Here is a 16851-nt window from a genome sequence, read left to right on the forward strand (position 1 = left end):
CATAAAAAAAGGCTAGTGGAATGTCCACTAGCCTTCCCCCAGACGGGCTATCATTAACGGTTCTGCGCGATCTCTTTGAACTCGTCAAACGAAACATCTTTCGTTTCCACGTTCAGCTGTGTTTTCGCGTAGTCGAGTACTTTGTCGTCGTAAATCCGGTTATACAGCGTTGTGTAGTTCTGACCGTTGTTTTTCTCATCGGCCAGGTAGTTACGGGCAATACGCTCAACGGTTTTGTTGATTTCGTCGTCGTCCGAATTGGCAAAACCAAACTGCTCGCGCACCATCTGCTCCGTAGCGGCCAGTACTTCAGCGAATTCTACCTTGATATCGGTTTGCTCGGCAATTTTGTTTTTGATCAGCTGGAGTTTCACCGATTTAGCGAAATCCTCAAACTGCTCGTCAACCTGCTCCCGCGATACTTTGCCTTCGTTGTTTTCAACCAGCCAGTCTTTCAGGAATTCTTCCGGCAGCAGAATCGGGATGTTTTCTAACAGGATACGCTCGATGTCGTAACGCAGCAGGCTCTTGGCTTCGCGGTTGAAGTTACCGTTGATAATCTCGGTTACTTTTTCGCGGAACGCTTCTTCCGAATCAACCTGACCAGCGCCCAGTGCTTTGTCGAACAGATCCTGATCGATATCAGCCGGGGTATGGCGGGTTACGTCTTCAATTGTGAATTCGAAATCACCGCTCAATTGTGCGGCTTCTTCCGGCTTCAGACCTGTAGCGTGTGCCCGTGACTTGTCATCAGGGAACGCAGCGACGATGTCGAATGTAAAGGTTTCGTCTTTTTTCTTGCCAATGAAGGTTGGCAGGTAATCGGCGGCTACCTGCTTCAGCGGCAGGGCGGTTTTGGCCGAGAACGGCTCCGCTTCGCCTTCTGTTGCGCCGGTCAGCTGCTTCAGTTCCCCGAAGATGGTATCCCCTTCAGCGGCTTCGTCAGCGTGCTCATGCTTGTGGAACTGCTGGCGGAGGTTGTCAATCGTTTCGTTAACATCCTTTTCACCGGCTGAGATGGCATATTCCGTAACCGACGGCATCTGATCGAAATGAACGTCGAACTCAGAAGCCATACCCAGTGTGTAGCTGAAAACAAACTCAGTCTGGTTATCCCAGTCGATTGACTCAGCCTGAGTCCGGTCAGGAATCGGGTCACCAACTACCTGCAATTTGTTTTCGCGGATATAATTGCTGACCGTACGACCCAGCAAGTTGTTGATCTCGTCAACCAGAATGCTTTTGCCATACATTTTCTGAATCAAAGACGCAGGCACGTGACCGGGGCGGAAGCCTTTCATGGCCACTGTCTTACCATACTGCTTTAATTTTTTATCAACCTCCGGCTTGTAGTCTTCCGGCTTCAGAGTGATCTTCAGAGAGGCTTGCGTTTCGCTTGCTTTGTCTAAGGCTATATCCACGTTTATGCTCGTTATAAATTGCGAATGAGCGATTGAGTGAATGAGCGAACAGAAAATGAATTTAAAAATTCACTCATTCACTAATTCACAAATCGCTCATTCAAAGAGTTGGTACGGGCGGAGGGACTCGAACCCCCATGCCTCACGGCGCTTGATCCTAAGTCAAGTACGTCTACCAATTTCGCCACGCCCGCATTTCGGTATGTTGATTCAGAATGGATTGCAGAAACTGTTTGACTTGTCCTGCAACAACCGTTTAACTGAATCGGCCTGCAAAAGTAGGTATGTTTTTTCTGAATGCAAATTTTTACTCAAACTTTTTTTTTTTGATTTCTTCACATTGACTTCATACTGATTAGTCCGTAACTTGGAACTAAGAGTACAACCAAACAGAAGGGATAGGTTACTAAAATCTACATCTTCCAGAGCCGAACTTACCGATATGAACGTAACTGCAGAGCCCTATATTGATCTGGAGCAGGAACGCCGCGAAATCCTTAAACGGTATCGCCGTCTGCTGAGGGCAGCAAAGCCACTATTGCAGGATAATGACGCCAAACTGATAAAAAAAGCGTTTAATACGTCTGCTGAAGCGCATAAAAACATGCGCCGCCGGTCTGGTGAACCTTACATATACCATCCCCTTGCCGTTGCCCAGATTGCCGTCGAAGAAGTCGGGCTTGGTACAACATCTATCGTTGCTGCCCTGCTGCATGATGTGGTGGAGGATACCGATATGACCATACCGGACATTGACCGGTTGTTTGGCCCTAAAGTCGCTAAAATCATCGACGGTCTGACCAAAATCTCCGGTTATTTCGAGTATGGCACCTCACAGCAGGCCGAAAACTTCCGGAAAATGCTGCTGACGCTTTCCGATGATGTTCGGGTGATCCTGATCAAGCTCGCCGACCGGCTGCATAACATGCGGACGCTCGATTCGATGCCGCGTGACAAGCAACTGAAAATCGCCTCCGAGACCATATATATATATGCTCCGCTGGCGCACCGGCTCGGGCTGTATGCCATTAAGTCGGAACTGGAAGACCTCTATCTGAAATACGTTGAACCGGAGGCCTATAAAGACATTGCCCGCAAACTCCGCGAAACGAAAGCAGCCCGCGACCGGTTTATTGCCCGCTTTATCGAGCCACTGGAAGAAGACCTGCGCTCAACAAACATAAAGTTTGTCATCAAAGGCCGTCCTAAATCCATTTATTCGATCTGGAACAAGCTGAACAAACAGAAAAAGCCGTTTGAGGAAATTTATGATCTGTTTGCCGTCCGGATTGTGCTGGACGTTCCCCAGGAAGAGGAAAAGTCGGCCTGCTGGCGGGCGTATTCCATCGTGACGGATCACTACAAACCAAATCCGGACCGGCTCAAAGACTGGATCAGTACCCCGCGCACCAACGGTTACGAATCGTTGCATACAACGGTAATGAGCAAGACCGGCCAATGGGTAGAAGTGCAGATCCGGACGGAGCGGATGAACGAAATTGCCGAAAAAGGCTATGCCGCTCACTGGAAATACAAAGGCAGCGAAACCGGCACCGCCGCCGGGATCGACGTCTGGATCAGTCAGGTCCGGGATATGCTCGAAACCACGACTCAGGGTGAAAAAACGGGAGCCATTGAGTTTCTCGACGATTTCCGGAGCAACCTTTACAGCGAAGAGGTGTTCGTTTTTACCCCGAAAGGTGATCTGAAAGTACTGCAACGCGGTGCCACTGCGCTTGACTTTGCCTTTGAGATTCATACGCAGGTGGGTGCGCGCTGCATGGCCGCCAAAGTCAATAACATTCTGGTGCCGCTGAGCCACGTGCTCCACAACGGCGATCAGGTCGAAGTCATTACGTCTAATAAGCAGAAACCCAGTGAAGACTGGCTGCGGTTTGTGGTCACCTCGAAGGCCAAGACCAAAATCAAGGATCTGCTGAAGGAGGAAAAGAAACGCTACATCACGGATGGCCGCGATATTGTGGCTAAAAAGATGAAGATTCTGCGGGTCGAGGTAAACAACGAAACCCTCAATCAGCTCCGGGCGTTTTTCGGTTCCAAAACGGTAAATGACTTTTATTACCGCGTCGGCAAAGGACACATTGAACCCAATGAACTTAAGCGGTTTAAGATTGATAAGGATGCTAAGGAAAACCGGCAGAACAAACTCAATACCGATAAGATCCAGGACGGTAAAACGTTTGAGAAAGAACTCAAAAAAATCCACGGAGACCGCGCAGATGCCGACATGCTCCTCATTGGCGAGGACATGGATAAAATTGATTACACGCTGGCCAAATGCTGTAACCCGATTTCGGGAGACGATGTGTTTGGTTTCGTGACAATCAATGAAGGGATCAAGATCCACCGCGTTTCCTGCCCGAATGCCGTCGAACTGATGTCGAATCACGGCAACCGGATTATTAAGGCTAAATGGACATCACAACGTGACCTGGCGTTTCTGGCCGGTCTCCGCATTACGGGTACCGACCGCGTTGGCCTGGTCAACGACGTCACGCGGATCATCAGTAACGAACTGCACATTAATATGCGCTCGGTAACGATCGATTCGAAGGACGGAATTTTTGAGGGAATCATTAAGTTGTATGTACATGATACCGGCCACCTTGAAACACTCGTGCACAAACTCGAACGCGTGAATGGTGTCTTTGAGGTCGTCCGCTTTGACTAACTCCGCCGGATAACCGGAATTCTTTGATAAATTAGCCACAGGATTCCGGTTACTCCCCGCGTTCACTAACTTTGCATTATTATGCCTGCGCCGAAACCATCAAACCTCGAAGCTGCAAAAACGATATTTACTGCGTATCTGGAGAATAAAGGCCTCCGGAAAACGCCGGAGCGTTTCGCCATACTGGAAGAAATCTACAACCGTGAAGACCACTTTGATGTCGATGAGTTGTATATCTCCATGAAGAATAAAAAATACCGTGTCAGTCGGGCTACGGTCTATAATACGCTCGACGTGCTGGTAGACTGTGACCTCGTTACGAAACACCAGTTTGGCCGTAACCTGGCTCAGTACGAAAAATCCTATGGCTATAAGCAACATGATCACCTGATCTGTACGGACTGCCATAAAGTGATGGAGTTCTGTGACCCGCGTGTGCAAACCATTCAGAATATGGTTGGTGAGATGCTAAAATTTAACGTGATGCACCACTCGCTGATTTTTTATGGAAGCTGTACCCGCGAAAACTGCGAAAACCGGAACGAAGCGACGGCTAGCCAGCCTATGCACGCAGAAATGCAGGAGGAAGGATAATCGACTGACATACAGTCAGACAAACAAACAAGGCCACTCATTCGGGGTGGCCTTGTTTGTTTGTCTGACTATCCTTCTAAAAATATCCTGAGATTTTTTTGAGAATTCAGAACCTTTTCAGATATTTACATGTATATACATTGAATGTATTAACATTAAGATCAAAAACACATAAAATCATGGCAACTGAAACTCCTTCAACCGCAACCTGGACCGTCGATCCGTATCATTCAGAAGTTCATTTCAAAGTAAAACACCTGATGGTGTCAACCGTTACCGGTTCATTCGGCAGCTACAACGCTACGATGGAAACGACAGGTGATTCGCTCGAAGGCGCACAAATCTCATTCTCAGCTGATATCGACAGCATCTCAACCGGCAACGAGCAGCGCGACGGCCACCTGAAATCAGGCGACTTTTTTGATGCAGCTAACTTTCCTCAACTGACATTTGTTTCAACCGGCTTTACCAAAAAAGGTGATGACGAGTATACCCTGACCGGTGACCTGACCATCCGTGGCACCACCAAACCGGTTACGCTTGACGTCGAATACGGCGGACAGATGGTTGATTTCTACGGCAACACCAAGGCTGGTTTTGAAATCAGCGGCAAAATCAAACGGAAAGAGTTTGGCTTGTCATGGGATGCTGTAACCGAAGCTGGCGGCGTTGTTGTTTCTGACGACGTTAAACTGGTTCTGAACATCCAGATGGCTAAGCAGGCATAAGCTTTAGGTGTAAATTTTATATAGGTTAACGGCATGGTTCGGTTATGAGCCATGCCGTTTTTTCTTTGTATATAAACCTGAAACTTTTTATGCACAGATCCCTGCTCCCTGCCCTGCTTGTCGCTTGCCATGTGGCCCTTGCCCAACCTGTAGCCCAGAAGTTCACGCCTGCCGGCACCGCCGCCGAAACCGGTTTCCGGGCCGAACGGCTGCAACGGCTGGATACTTTGCTGCAAGGTTGGGTCGATACCGGTATTGCCCCTAACGCCGTTACGTTTGTGGCCCACAACGGCAAAATCGTCCATTATAAAGCCTTTGGCTACAGCAACCTTGACAAGAAAATCCCGCTTAAACGCGATGCTATTTTCCGGATTGCCTCTCAGTCCAAAGCGCTCGTGACCACCGCGCTGATGACCTTGTTTGAGGAAGGCCGGTTTATGCTGGATGAGCCAATCGCCAAATACATACCGGCCTTTAAAAACCCGCGGGTACTGGTCAGTTTTGACAAGGCGGCCGGCACCTACGAAACCCGGCCGGCCAAAAGCGAAATTACCATCCGGCAACTCCTCTCCCACAACGCAGGGATTCCGTATGAGCACCCGCTCGATCAGTTGCCGCAGTTCAGGATTCCGTTTTTCAATTCTACCGATCCGGATAAACTCGAAGATGTAATCAACAAACTGGCGAAGCGTCCGCTTATTAAAGACCCCGGCGATGGGTTTACGTATGGGCTCAACACCGACATCGTCGGCCGGCTGGTTGAGATTTTATCAGGAGAGTCGCTGGATGCAGCCCTTCGGAAACGGGTACTGGAGCCCTTGGGCATGAACGACACCTATTTTTACCTGCCAGAGGCGAAGGCGGGCCGTTTGGTAGAGCTTTATACGAAAGGAAGTACCGGCGCCCCCCTGACCGTTCACGAAAACAACACCTACCGCACCTATCCGGTAACCGGTGCCAAAACCTACTTTTCGGGCGGCGCGGGGCTGGTGAGTACCATCGAAGATTATGCAAAATTCTGCCAGATGATGCTCAACCAGGGCACCTTTAACGGCAAACGGATCCTGGGTCGCAAGACCGTTGAACAGATGCTTCGTAACCAGATCGGCGAAGCATCTGTCTGGGACCGGCAGGATAAATACGGGCTTGGCTTTCAGCTGATTACCGAAAACAGCCACTACGGAGACCAGGCCACACCCGGCTCTTTCACGTGGGGTGGTATGTACTGTTCTGAATTTACCATTGATCCGAAAGAAAACCTGATTATGCTGATTTTCACCAATGTACACCCGTATGCCTATTACGGCGACTTTGTCCGTAAATTCCGGTCGACGGTGTATCAGGCTCTGGAGTAATGGATTGACCGTTACCGTATAATCATGGCACAGGCCCACCAGATAAGTTGATTTTCATCATGCATCGAAAGCCCCTACCTTGCCGATAGTTGTAAAAACTTTTCTTGAACATGAGCGAACAGAATCAGAAATTAACAACAGCTTCAGGGCGGCCTTATGCGGAGAATGAAAATACACAGAGTGTTGGTCCACGTGGCCCGCTGCTGCTACAGGACTATATTCTGCATGAGAAAATGGCCCATTTCAACCGCGAACGGATTCCGGAACGCGTCGTGCATGCCAAAGGCTCAGGCGCGTTCGGCACGTTTACGGTAACTCACGATATTTCGCAGTATACCAAGGCGAAGCTGTTCAGCAAAATTGGCAACCAGTGCCGCATGCTGGCCCGCTTCTCAACGGTAGGCGGCGAAAAGGGATCGGCCGATACCGAACGCGACCCGCGCGGATTTGCCGTAAAGTTTTATACCGAAGACGGCAACTGGGATCTGGTCGGCAACAATACACCGGTATTTTTTGTGAAGGACCCCAAAAAATTCGGAGACTTTATCCATACGCAGAAACGCGATCCGCGCACCAACTGCAAATCGCCGACGATGATGTGGGATTTCTGGTCGCTCAATCCGGAATCCCTGCATCAGGTCCTGATTCTGATGAGCGACCGGGGAACCCCGTTTTCCTACCGGCACATGAACGGTTACAGCAGCCACACCTTCAGTATGATTAATGCCGCAAACGAACGGGTCTGGGTGAAATTCCACTTTAAGACGGCACAGGGCATAAAAAATTTCACAAACGATGAGGCGGCAACCATGAAATCGCAGGACCTGGATCATGCCCAGCGTGATCTGGTACAGGCAATTGATCGTGGCGAGTTTCCTCGCTGGAACCTGAAAATTCAGGTGATGACCGAAGTACAGGCCAAAGCGTTTCCGTTCAATCCGTTTGATCTGTCGAAAATATGGCCCCATGCCGATTATCCGCTGATTGATGTCGGCACGATGGAATTAAATGAAGTACCGGCCAACTATTTTGCCCAGGTTGAACAGGCAGCCTTTGCCCCGGCCCACATTGTCGACGGGATCGGTTATTCGCCGGACAAGATGCTGCAAGGCCGGCTGTTATCGTACCCGGATGCGCACCGCTACCGGCTGGGCGTCAATTACGAACAAATTCCGGTGAACCGTTGTCCGTACATGGGCCGGAATTACCAGCGCGACGGCCACATGCGCGTAGATGATAACGGAGGCAGTTCACCAAACTACTTCCCCAACAGCGTTGACGATATCGTTGTGGATCAGTCCTATAAAGAACCGGCATGGTCGCTTGAATCGACACTGGCGGATTGGTATGACCGGAATGCGCCGGGCGAAAATGATCACTACACCCAGCCGGGCTGGTTTTATCGCAAGGCCCTGAACGAGCAGGACCGGAAAAATCTGATCAACAACATTGCCGGTGCCATGAAAGGGATCGAAGGTCCGAAAAAAGACATGATTATCAACCGGCAGCTCTGTCATTTTTTCCGCGCCGACATCCAGCTTGGTCTAGGTGTAGCGGCCGGTCTTGGCGTTGATGTGTCTGATTTTATGCCGGCCAGTCAGTCACAATCGGTTTAGCAGGCAGCAACAACAAGGCCTTATCCGGAAAAGCCGGCGGCTCTTCAATCCGTCCGGCTTTTTCCGGAGCCTGCTTTTGCTCCGGACAACCTGTTTTGTATCCTGAACGGCACATTCCACCAAATTCCTAAAGTTTCTTAAATCCGGTAAAAGCCGACGTTCTTTCCCCGGCCCCGCTTCCTGATTTAGGTTGCACCTCTGAAAAAATAGGCCGTATTTTGCAGATTAATTATGCAGAGCGCGCAACGTCACATACAACAGTGGATTAAACTGATCAGTCATCTGGCAGTGGCGCTGTGTTGTCTTCTGTTGCCAACCCGCTCTGCCGGCTCCAGACCACTGGTTCAGAAACAGGCGTTTATCTCGTATGTTAAAGCGGAGCCTGTCACGTCTGAACCAGGCAACTATCCGACACTCCATAAGCATCCGGCCGATGCCCTGGCAACTGTCCGGATCAGTCTGCCGCCCCTGTCCTCACCCGATCTTGCGCCCCATCTTATTGTGCCGTTTTTTGGCACTCCGGCGTTTAGCCGTATACAACAACCCCATCGGTCTTACTTTTTATTTTGTTTTCTACGTTCGGTTTTTGAACATCAGATTGCGATCAACGCCCCCTAACCGGGTGTCATCCAATCGTTCTCTTCATCTGCCAGGCTGTCGGCAGGGTAGCCTTTCTATCTTATCTGTTAATCAGGCTACTGTTCATTAATTACTCACCTCATGTGGTCTAAAATAACCCGTACACTTCTTGCCTACCGGCTTTTCTGGGTAGGCGCTATGGTTCTTTTAACGGCCGTTATGGCCTATCTCGGTACACGGATTCAGTTGTCGTATCAGATTGCCCGTGTATTACCTTTATCGGATTCAACCCAGTACCAGTACGAACGCTTCAAGCAACGCTTTGGCGCCGACGGTACCCTGATGGTCGTTGGCTGGCAGGATAACCGCTGGTTTGACTTACCGGTTTACCAGAGCTGGTATGACATGAACGAAAAGGTACGCAAACTGAGTGGTGTCAAGGAAGCCATGTCGATTACCCGCCTGTATACGATCGAAAAGCAGGACACAAGCTGGGCCATCCGGCCACTGACCGGCAAACGTCCCGACACACAGGCCGAAGTCGATAGCCTGAAGAATCAGGTATTGTCGCTGCCGTTTTATGAAGGGTTGCTGTACAATCCGAAAAGCCATGCCACGCTGATGGCCATTTCGTTTGACGAAAAGAAGCTGAATTCCCGCGACCGGATTGCCATTGTGGAAACCATCCGGCAGTATGGTAAGGAGTTTTCGGAGAAACATAATATCCGGATTCACTACTCGGGCCTGCCATCGATCCGGACGGAGGTCATGAAAAAGGTGTCGGGCGAAATGAAACTGTTCATGGCGCTGGCAGCTCTCGTCACCGGTCTGATGGTGTGGCTGATGTTCCGGTCATTCCGGATAGTCTGGATTTCGCTGACCGTAGTGATCATGGGCGTTTCGGTCTGCATCGGTACACTGGCTGCGTTCGGGTATGAAATCACGCTCTTAACCGGTATGCTGCCGCCCTTGCTGATCGTCATCGGCGTGCCGAACTGTATTTTTCTGGTAAACAAATACCATGAAGAACTGGCGGCGCACGGAGACAAGCAGCGGGCCCTGGAAGTGATGATCCGGCAAATCGGGTTGTCGGCTTTACTGGCCAATGTGACCACTGCCATCGGGTTCGGTGTCTTTTACTTTACCAACAGCCGGCTGCTGATGGAGTTTGGCGTGGTGGCAGCGATCTGCGTGCTGGCCGTTTACGTCATCTGCATGATCATGGTGCCGATTATCCTGAGCTATCTGCCGGTACCGTCGGACTCAGGCGGGCATACCCTCAGCGAAAGCCGGTGGCGCGGACTGCTCAACCGGGTTGATTTTCTGGTACATAACCGTCGTAAGCTCATTTACGTGACCATTACCGTCATTACCATCATCAGCTCACTGGGTTTGTTAATGGTCCGGGTAGAAGGTTATGTCGTTGATGATCTGCCGAAAAACGATCCGGTATACGAAGACCTCCGGTTTGTCGAACAGCAGTTCAAAGGCGCGCTGCCGCTGGAAATCATGATCGACACCGGTAAGCCTAAAGGGGTCTTTGCCGACGCCGGACGGGTGCTGTACAAGGTTCGGGCACTGGAACGGTTAATGGACGACTATCCGGAGTTTTCGAAGCCAAGTTCGCTGGTCGATGTGATCCGGTTCGGCTACCAGGCATATCGTGGCGGTGATCCGAAGTATTTTGTACTGCCACCGGCGATGGAACTGAAAAAGCTGGCCGAAGACAGCCCGCTGGGTACGGGCAATAACCAGTCGTCGCTGGCAAAATCCCTGATGGACAGCACACAGCAGACCATCCGGGTGAGCTACCAGATGGCTGATATCGGCTCGATCCGGTTACAGAAGACAATGAACAGCCTGCGTCCGCGTATCGATTCGCTGTTTGCCGGTACCCCGTATAAAGTGAGTTTGACCGGCCATAGTCTGGTTTTTCTGAAGAGCAACGATTATCTGCTGGGTAACCTGTACGAAAGTCTGGTTATCGCTATTTTGTTAATTGCCTTGGTGGGCATGGTTCTGTTCCGGTCGATTCCGATCATTATTCTCTCGAAACTGCCATGTCTGATTCCGCTCGTCGTTACGGCCGGCATCATGGGTTATACGGATATTGCGTTCAAGCCATCTACCATCCTGATTTTCAGCATTGCATTCGGACTGGCCTCTGACGGTACCGTCTACTTCCTGACCAGTTACCGCCGCCAACTGACTTTCGGACTCGAACCACCGGCAGCCATAACGGGTGCCATTCATGAAACCGGTATCAGCCTGATTTACACAGCGCTGGTGCTGGCGGGTGGTTTTGTGGTATTTGCCGCATCGAGTTTCGGGGGCACGGCTGCGCTTGGCATTTTAGTGGCAACAACCGTTCTGATGGCCTGTTTAACGAATCTGGTGCTGTTACCGGCGCTTCTGCTTTCGCTGAAGCGCTATCGGGTGTAACACCAATTCATCAATGAGTACCACAACACCAACGATTTCTCAAACCAACCGGGCTGGTATAGCCAAAGATGTTGTCCTGCTGCTGCTGGGAGTTTTATGCGCAGGAATGGGCCTGAAAGGTTTTCTGCTCCCGAATGATTTCCTCGACGGCGGGGCCATGGGTATCTCGCTGCTGCTGGAAATGGTTACCGGTGCCGAGCTGGCGATTCTGGTCATTCTGGTAAACATTCCGTTTATCTGGATTGGCTACCGGCAGGTTTCGCCGGGTTTTGCCATCCGCACCATTATCGCCATCAGCATGCTGGCGGTTTGCCTGGTGGTCGTGCCCTACCCGATTGTGACAAGCGATAAGCTGTTGATTTCGGTGTTCGGCGGCTTTTTCCTCGGAGCCGGCATCGGGCTGGCTATCCGGGGGGGCGGTGTTCTCGACGGAACCGAAGTGCTGGCGATTTATGTCAGCCGCCGCTCGGCCTTGTCGGTAGGCGATGTCATCATGGTTATCAATATCCTGGTGTTTGGCTCGGCCGCCTGGCTGACCAACATAGAAACGGCCTTATACGCCATGCTGACCTACCTCTCAGCCTCCAAAACCGTCGATTTTCTGATCCACGGGATTGAAGAATACACAGGGGTCATTATCATTTCCGATCATCATGAACTGATCCGGCAAATGATTACGGAAACCCTGGGCCGGGGCGTCACTGTGTTCAAGGGGGAAAAAGGGTACGGCAAACGGGGATTCCGCGAAAACGATATTAACATCATCTACGCGGTGGTCACCCGGCTGGAGCTACACCGGCTGCGGGAGCGCATCAGCGAAATCGATGCCAAAGCCTTTATCGTCAATCACAGCATCGACGATGCCAAAGGAGGTATGGTCAAGAGCCGGCCTCTGCACTAAGCAACATCATGTACAGGGCAATCCCTCGGGGTTGCCCTTTTTTTATACCTGCCTATCCGGCGTTGTTTGATTTTCGTAACTTTCTCTTTGATTTTCATTAGCCCACACCTCTGTACATCAAGTAGTTTCGCATACTTAACAAGCTGCATAAACGACGCTGATGTACCGTACAAGTTATCTTATCTTTTTCATGCTGATTTTTACCATTGCCGGAAATGCCCAAAGCCCCGATAGTCTACACACTGTCCGCTCGGTTGCAGGCGGGGTCAGTGTGACCAACAACGGCATTTCGCTGTTGCCTACCTTTGCCCTGGGTAAACCGGCGGCTATTTTTGATTTGTCGATGGGTGGTAAGCGATTGAGTTTTGAACCACAGTTCCGTTTTTCGCTTGAAGGCAAGCCGTGGTCTTTTCTGTTCTGGTGGCGTTACCGACTGGTCAGCACGGCTAAGTGGCAGATCGGCCTGGGTGCCCACCCTGCCATCGCCTTCAAAACCGGGAAACCGGTTAATGAAACAGAGCCGCAACCGCTGGTCGCTAAGCGGTTTCTGGCCGGTGAGATTTCACCAAACTATACAATTAACCAGCACGTTAGTGTTGGTCTTTATTACCTTTATTCGCACGGGTATGATACGGGCGTAACCCGGAATACGCATTTTCTGGCGCTGCGCACCAACCTTTCCGGGCTTACCATCCTGAAAGCCGTTTCCCTGCGCATGAGCCCTCAGTTGTATTACCTGAAACTGGATCAGGAGGCAGGCGTTTTCATTACCTCCTCATTCACATTGACCAAAAAAGGGTTTCCGGTTTCTATTCAGTCAATTGTAAATCAGCAAATCCGGTCGGATATCACCGCCGGTAAGCCATTTGTCTGGAATGTTAGTTTAATTTATTCGTTTCAGCGAACTTATACCCGTGTTTAACCAGGCCCGACGTCATTCGCATACGTTTTAAAATGCCATTATTGTATGGATAAGGTTGAAAGCATTGAAGATTTATACAGGCGGAAGTTTGACTGGATGCCCGAAACTATCAAAAAGGAAATCGGTCATTTCAACGTCTTTACGCACGAATTTGTAGCCGGAAAACCCTTGCCTTACCGCAAACGCGACTACTATAAAATTACGCTGCTGCTCGACAAGGGGCGTATCCACTACGCCGACAAAACCATTGACATTCCGAATCCGGCGCTCATCTTCTCTAATCCGCAGATTCCCTACCAATGGGAGCATGTCGAAACGGTAAAAACCGGCTATTTCTGCATATTTAACCAGCAGTTTTTCCATCATTTCGGCAATCCGGATCAGTATACCGTTTTTCAGCCGGCAACTAATCATGTCTTTGAACTGACGGATGAGCAAATCGGCTATGTGAGCGGTGTTTTCAGGCGTATGTTTGACGAGATCAGCTCCGAATACATTCACAAGTACGACGTATTACGGAATCTGGTCTTTGAGTTGCTGCACTTTGCCATGAAAATGCAGCCGACCACGCTCGTTCATCAGCAGCAGGTAAATGCCAGCCAGCGTATTTCAACCTTATTTATGGAATTGCTGGAGCGTCAGTTTCCGATTGACGAAAATCATCCTGCTATTCAGCTGCGGTCGCCGTCGGGATTTGCTGATAAGTTGAATGTGCATGTCAATCACCTTAACCGGGCGGTCAAAGAAACAACGCAGAAAACTACCTCACAGCTCATTGCAGAGCGAATCCTGCAGGAAGCAAAGCAATTACTTAAACATAGTAGCTGGAATATAGGCGAAATTGCCTTTTCTCTGGGCTTTACGGAAGTGACGCATTTTAACAACTTTTTTAAAAAGCATACCGCTACGACACCCCTTAAATTCAGACAGGGGTAGCGACAGAAAACAGTTCATCCTGCCGGTATCAGGTCAGTAACCGCACCGGCAGGTAATCTATCTATCTTAACCGCATTATTTTCGTTGTAAAGCCAATGGCACCCACAGCCCGTTTACCGGAACTGCCTGCCCCGCCACATCAGCATTTCTTTACAGGACGCAACGTATCTGCCAATCGATGCAGCCGGGCGCTGATGGTGCGACAATGAACCGGATTGTGTCGAGCAATGGATCTGCCTCCGGAAACCGGTACGCGTCTAAAGTAAAAAAACGGCCGCTACCTGCTTTTACTACCGGTTTCCCAAACAGACCGTTCGCCCTTAATCATCATGCAACATACGCCTTTGCTTATTGTTGGAGCCGGTCCGTTCGGGTTGGCTCTGGCAGCATACCTGCAACACCAGCAGGCCGGCTATCTCGTCGTTGGAAAGCCCATGGAGTTCTGGCAGAAACACATGCCGGCCGGTATGTATCTCCGGTCAGGCACCGACTGGCATCTTGACCCCGACAATGTCTTTACCATCGAACGCTATGCCGCAAGCCGGGGCGAATCCCCGGATTCGGTCATGCCGGTCTCGCTGGAGTGGTACCTGGGCTACACCTGCTGGTTTATGGATCAGATTAAACCCAACATCAGGGAAACGTACGTGCAGCAACTGTCGAAAGACGAAGACCGGTTTACGGCCTTACTAACCAACGGAACAGTCATACAGGCCGATCAGGTCGTACTGGCAACCGGCTTCGGCTACTTCCCGCATGAACCGGAACCGGTGAAAGCCCTGCTACCCACCGGTCGTTACCGGCATGCCGTCGATGCGGTCGATATGGCGGCTTACCGGGACAAACGCGTGCTGCTGATCGGAGGCCGGCAAAGTGCCTTCGAGTGGGCGGCCCTGCTGGCAGAAGCCGGTGCCGAAGCCATTCACCTGACCTACCGGCATCACACCCCGGCCTTCGCCGAAGCCGACTGGTCGTGGGTGTCTCCCCTTGTTGACCGGATTGTGGATGAACCGGCCTGGTTCCGCAATGCCGCTACCGATGAACAGGAAACCCACCGCTACCGGTTATGGGCCGAAGGACGCCTGAAAGTGGAGCCCTGGCTGGCCGGCCGGTTACCTGCTGACAAAGTTTTTCTGCACCCGCAAACGCAATTACAGTCCGCCAAAGAAAATCCGGATCATTCTCTGACAATCACCCTGTCATCCGGCGAAACCTTCTTAATTGACGACATAATTCTGGCGACCGGTTATCAGGTCAATATCAACCGGTTGCCTTACCTGGCGCCCGGACTGCTGGCTCAGATCGACCAAACGAATGGCTTTCCGCAACTTAATACAGTCTTCGAGAGTAGTGTACCGGGCCTGTATTTCAGCAGTTTTCCGGCCGGAAATGACTTTGGCCCGTTTTTCGGCTTTACCATCGCCGTCCGCGCCGCCGCACAGGTAATCGGACAAGCGGCAACGGGGAAACTACCAGCGGCAGGATAAGTGATTTAAGCTTTATTAACACACTGGCAGACAGCACTGCCACGGCGTTTCGATAACTTGCCGGTCTTAGTCCGGACTGGTAAGTTATCCCAAACGCATGCGTCTTTTTTCAGCCATTTTCGCCCTCTCATTCCTGTTTACCGGAGCGATTGCTCAACCCAAAACCCCTGAATCCTTCGGTTTCCGCCACCTGACCACCACCTTCAACGGCGATCCGGTCGACATACTCATCAAAAGCCGCAACGGTGATGAGCAGCAACCAAAGCCGTTATTTTTCTACGTACAGGGCAGTTTGCCGCAACCCCTCATTAAGTACGACGAAAAAGGCATGTATGGCGTGTTTACCTTTCCGACCGACAGCCTGGCCAAAACCTATCACCTTGTCATCGTCAGCAAACCGTACATTCCGGTCGTGGCCGACGTTAAAACACTGGGCCGCAACTACACATGGCGCGATGCGAAAGGCCTTGTACCGACAACCTACAATGAACGGAACAATCTGGACTATTACGTCAACCGCAATCTGCACATTATCCGCTTCCTGCAAAAGCAGCCGTGGGTCAGCCGGAAAGCGCTGGTCCTGGCCGGTCACTCAGAGGGCAGTACGATATGCGCCAAAATGGCGTCGGTCAGCCCGGCCGTAACGCATCTTATCTATTCCGGCGGCAATCCGCTGGGACGCATTAACTCGATTATCCAGCAGAGTCGCCGGCACGAAACCGACTCAACCAGCCACCTTACCAATGAGCAGTTCAGCTATTGGGAGCAGGTTGTGTTACACCCCGAAACGGTTCATCCCGAAGGCGACTCCCACAAGGCCACGTTCAGCTTCTCTATCCCGCCGCTCGGCTACCTGCTCAGCCTCTCTGTTCCGGTGCTGGTCACCTTTGGTACCAAAGACGACAGTGCACCCTTTAATGATTACCTGCACACCGAAGTAATCCGCCGGAAACGCAGAAACTTTACCTTCCGGTCATACCCAGGTACCGAGCATAATTTCTTTCCGGTCAGGCCCGACGGCAGCATTGATTACAGTGTGTATAACTGGGATAAAGTAGGCGATGACTGGTACAAATGGCTGCGGGAGCACCCGGGGCGATAACCTTTTTTCACCCTGCCTGCCACACTTTTCTTCATATTGTCGTAAAGAGAGGTAATACCCCCTTGAAAAGTTAAAA

Annotated in this window: 13 protein-coding genes and 1 tRNA gene; 12 read left to right on the plus strand and 2 right to left on the minus strand. The window is 50.9% G+C overall.

Going from position 1 to position 16851, the window contains the following annotated elements; all coding sequences use genetic code 11:
* Positions 1 to 53: 53 nt before the first annotated feature.
* Positions 54 to 1421 (minus strand): trigger factor, encoded by a 1368-nt coding sequence (tig, locus tag BLX24_RS09635; RefSeq protein ID WP_071502922.1) that lies wholly within the window; start codon positions 1419 to 1421, stop codon positions 54 to 56.
* Positions 1422 to 1530: 109 nt separating this feature from the next.
* Positions 1531 to 1615: transfer RNA gene (locus BLX24_RS09640), tRNA-Leu, on the minus strand.
* Positions 1616 to 1863: 248 nt separating this feature from the next.
* On the opposite strand from BLX24_RS09640, the gene BLX24_RS09645 reads away from it, so the two are divergent.
* The 12 genes from BLX24_RS09645 to BLX24_RS09700 all read left to right on the plus strand — a co-directional run bounded on the left by BLX24_RS09645 (position 1864) and on the right by BLX24_RS09700 (position 16775).
* On the plus strand, positions 1864 to 4113 hold the full coding sequence (locus BLX24_RS09645; protein WP_071502923.1) for a RelA/SpoT family protein: 2250 nt from the start codon (positions 1864 to 1866) through the stop codon (positions 4111 to 4113).
* 81 nt (positions 4114 to 4194) lie between these two features.
* The gene (locus BLX24_RS09650) at positions 4195 to 4707 is read left to right on the plus strand and encodes a Fur family transcriptional regulator (RefSeq protein WP_071502924.1); all 513 of its coding nucleotides are present in this window, start codon (positions 4195 to 4197) and stop codon (positions 4705 to 4707) included.
* Positions 4708 to 4886: 179 nt separating this feature from the next.
* On the plus strand, positions 4887 to 5435 hold the full coding sequence (locus BLX24_RS09655; protein ID WP_071502925.1) for a YceI family protein: 549 nt from the start codon (positions 4887 to 4889) through the stop codon (positions 5433 to 5435).
* An 89-nt stretch (positions 5436 to 5524) separates the two neighbouring features.
* On the plus strand, positions 5525 to 6790 hold the full coding sequence (locus tag BLX24_RS09660; RefSeq protein WP_071503200.1) for a serine hydrolase domain-containing protein: 1266 nt from the start codon (positions 5525 to 5527) through the stop codon (positions 6788 to 6790).
* A gap of 110 nt (positions 6791 to 6900) precedes the next feature.
* Positions 6901 to 8406, plus strand: coding sequence for a catalase (locus tag BLX24_RS09665; protein ID WP_071502926.1), 1506 nt, complete (start codon positions 6901 to 6903; stop codon positions 8404 to 8406).
* Positions 8407 to 8637: 231 nt separating this feature from the next.
* Positions 8638 to 9024, plus strand: coding sequence for a hypothetical protein (locus BLX24_RS09670; protein WP_071502927.1), 387 nt, complete (start codon positions 8638 to 8640; stop codon positions 9022 to 9024).
* Positions 9025 to 9126: 102 nt separating this feature from the next.
* Complete coding sequence (locus BLX24_RS09675) at positions 9127 to 11427, plus strand: efflux RND transporter permease subunit (protein ID WP_071502928.1); 2301 nt, start codon at positions 9127 to 9129, stop codon at positions 11425 to 11427.
* 13 nt (positions 11428 to 11440) lie between these two features.
* Positions 11441 to 12328: a YitT family protein gene (locus BLX24_RS09680; protein WP_071502929.1), complete on the plus strand. Its 888-nt coding sequence runs from the start codon at positions 11441 to 11443 to the stop codon at positions 12326 to 12328.
* Positions 12329 to 12518: 190 nt separating this feature from the next.
* Positions 12519 to 13250: a hypothetical protein gene (locus tag BLX24_RS09685; protein WP_143092636.1), complete on the plus strand. Its 732-nt coding sequence runs from the start codon at positions 12519 to 12521 to the stop codon at positions 13248 to 13250.
* Positions 13251 to 13295: 45 nt separating this feature from the next.
* Positions 13296 to 14186, plus strand: coding sequence for a helix-turn-helix domain-containing protein (locus tag BLX24_RS09690; protein ID WP_071502931.1), 891 nt, complete (start codon positions 13296 to 13298; stop codon positions 14184 to 14186).
* 329 nt (positions 14187 to 14515) lie between these two features.
* Positions 14516 to 15673: an NAD(P)-binding domain-containing protein gene (locus BLX24_RS09695; protein WP_071502932.1), complete on the plus strand. Its 1158-nt coding sequence runs from the start codon at positions 14516 to 14518 to the stop codon at positions 15671 to 15673.
* A 97-nt stretch (positions 15674 to 15770) separates the two neighbouring features.
* Positions 15771 to 16775 carry an alpha/beta hydrolase family protein gene (locus BLX24_RS09700; protein WP_071502933.1) on the plus strand — a complete coding sequence of 335 codons (1005 nt, stop codon included), beginning with the start codon at positions 15771 to 15773 and terminating at the stop codon, positions 16773 to 16775.
* The last annotated feature ends 76 nt before the right edge of the window (positions 16776 to 16851 follow it).

Origin of the sequence: Arsenicibacter rosenii, assembly GCF_001870735.1 — a bacterium.
Taxonomy (GTDB): domain Bacteria; phylum Bacteroidota; class Bacteroidia; order Cytophagales; family Spirosomataceae; genus Arsenicibacter; species Arsenicibacter rosenii.

Bases quoted from the DNA above. Each gene is read 5' to 3' on its own strand.
- BLX24_RS09645 (WP_071502923.1), top strand. From the start codon at position 1,864: ATGAACGTAACTGCAGAGCCCTATATTGATCTGGAGCAGGAACGCCGC.
- BLX24_RS09650 (WP_071502924.1), top strand. From the start codon at position 4,195: ATGCCTGCGCCGAAACCATCAAACCTCGAAGCTGCAAAAACGATATTT.
- BLX24_RS09655 (WP_071502925.1), top strand. From the start codon at position 4,887: ATGGCAACTGAAACTCCTTCAACCGCAACCTGGACCGTCGATCCGTAT.
- BLX24_RS09660 (WP_071503200.1), top strand. From the start codon at position 5,525: ATGCACAGATCCCTGCTCCCTGCCCTGCTTGTCGCTTGCCATGTGGCC.
- BLX24_RS09665 (WP_071502926.1), top strand. From the start codon at position 6,901: ATGAGCGAACAGAATCAGAAATTAACAACAGCTTCAGGGCGGCCTTAT.
- BLX24_RS09670 (WP_071502927.1), top strand. From the start codon at position 8,638: ATGCAGAGCGCGCAACGTCACATACAACAGTGGATTAAACTGATCAGT.
- BLX24_RS09675 (WP_071502928.1), top strand. From the start codon at position 9,127: ATGTGGTCTAAAATAACCCGTACACTTCTTGCCTACCGGCTTTTCTGG.
- BLX24_RS09680 (WP_071502929.1), top strand. From the start codon at position 11,441: ATGAGTACCACAACACCAACGATTTCTCAAACCAACCGGGCTGGTATA.
- BLX24_RS09685 (WP_143092636.1), top strand. From the start codon at position 12,519: ATGCTGATTTTTACCATTGCCGGAAATGCCCAAAGCCCCGATAGTCTA.
- BLX24_RS09690 (WP_071502931.1), top strand. From the start codon at position 13,296: ATGGATAAGGTTGAAAGCATTGAAGATTTATACAGGCGGAAGTTTGAC.
- BLX24_RS09695 (WP_071502932.1), top strand. From the start codon at position 14,516: ATGCAACATACGCCTTTGCTTATTGTTGGAGCCGGTCCGTTCGGGTTG.
- BLX24_RS09700 (WP_071502933.1), top strand. From the start codon at position 15,771: ATGCGTCTTTTTTCAGCCATTTTCGCCCTCTCATTCCTGTTTACCGGA.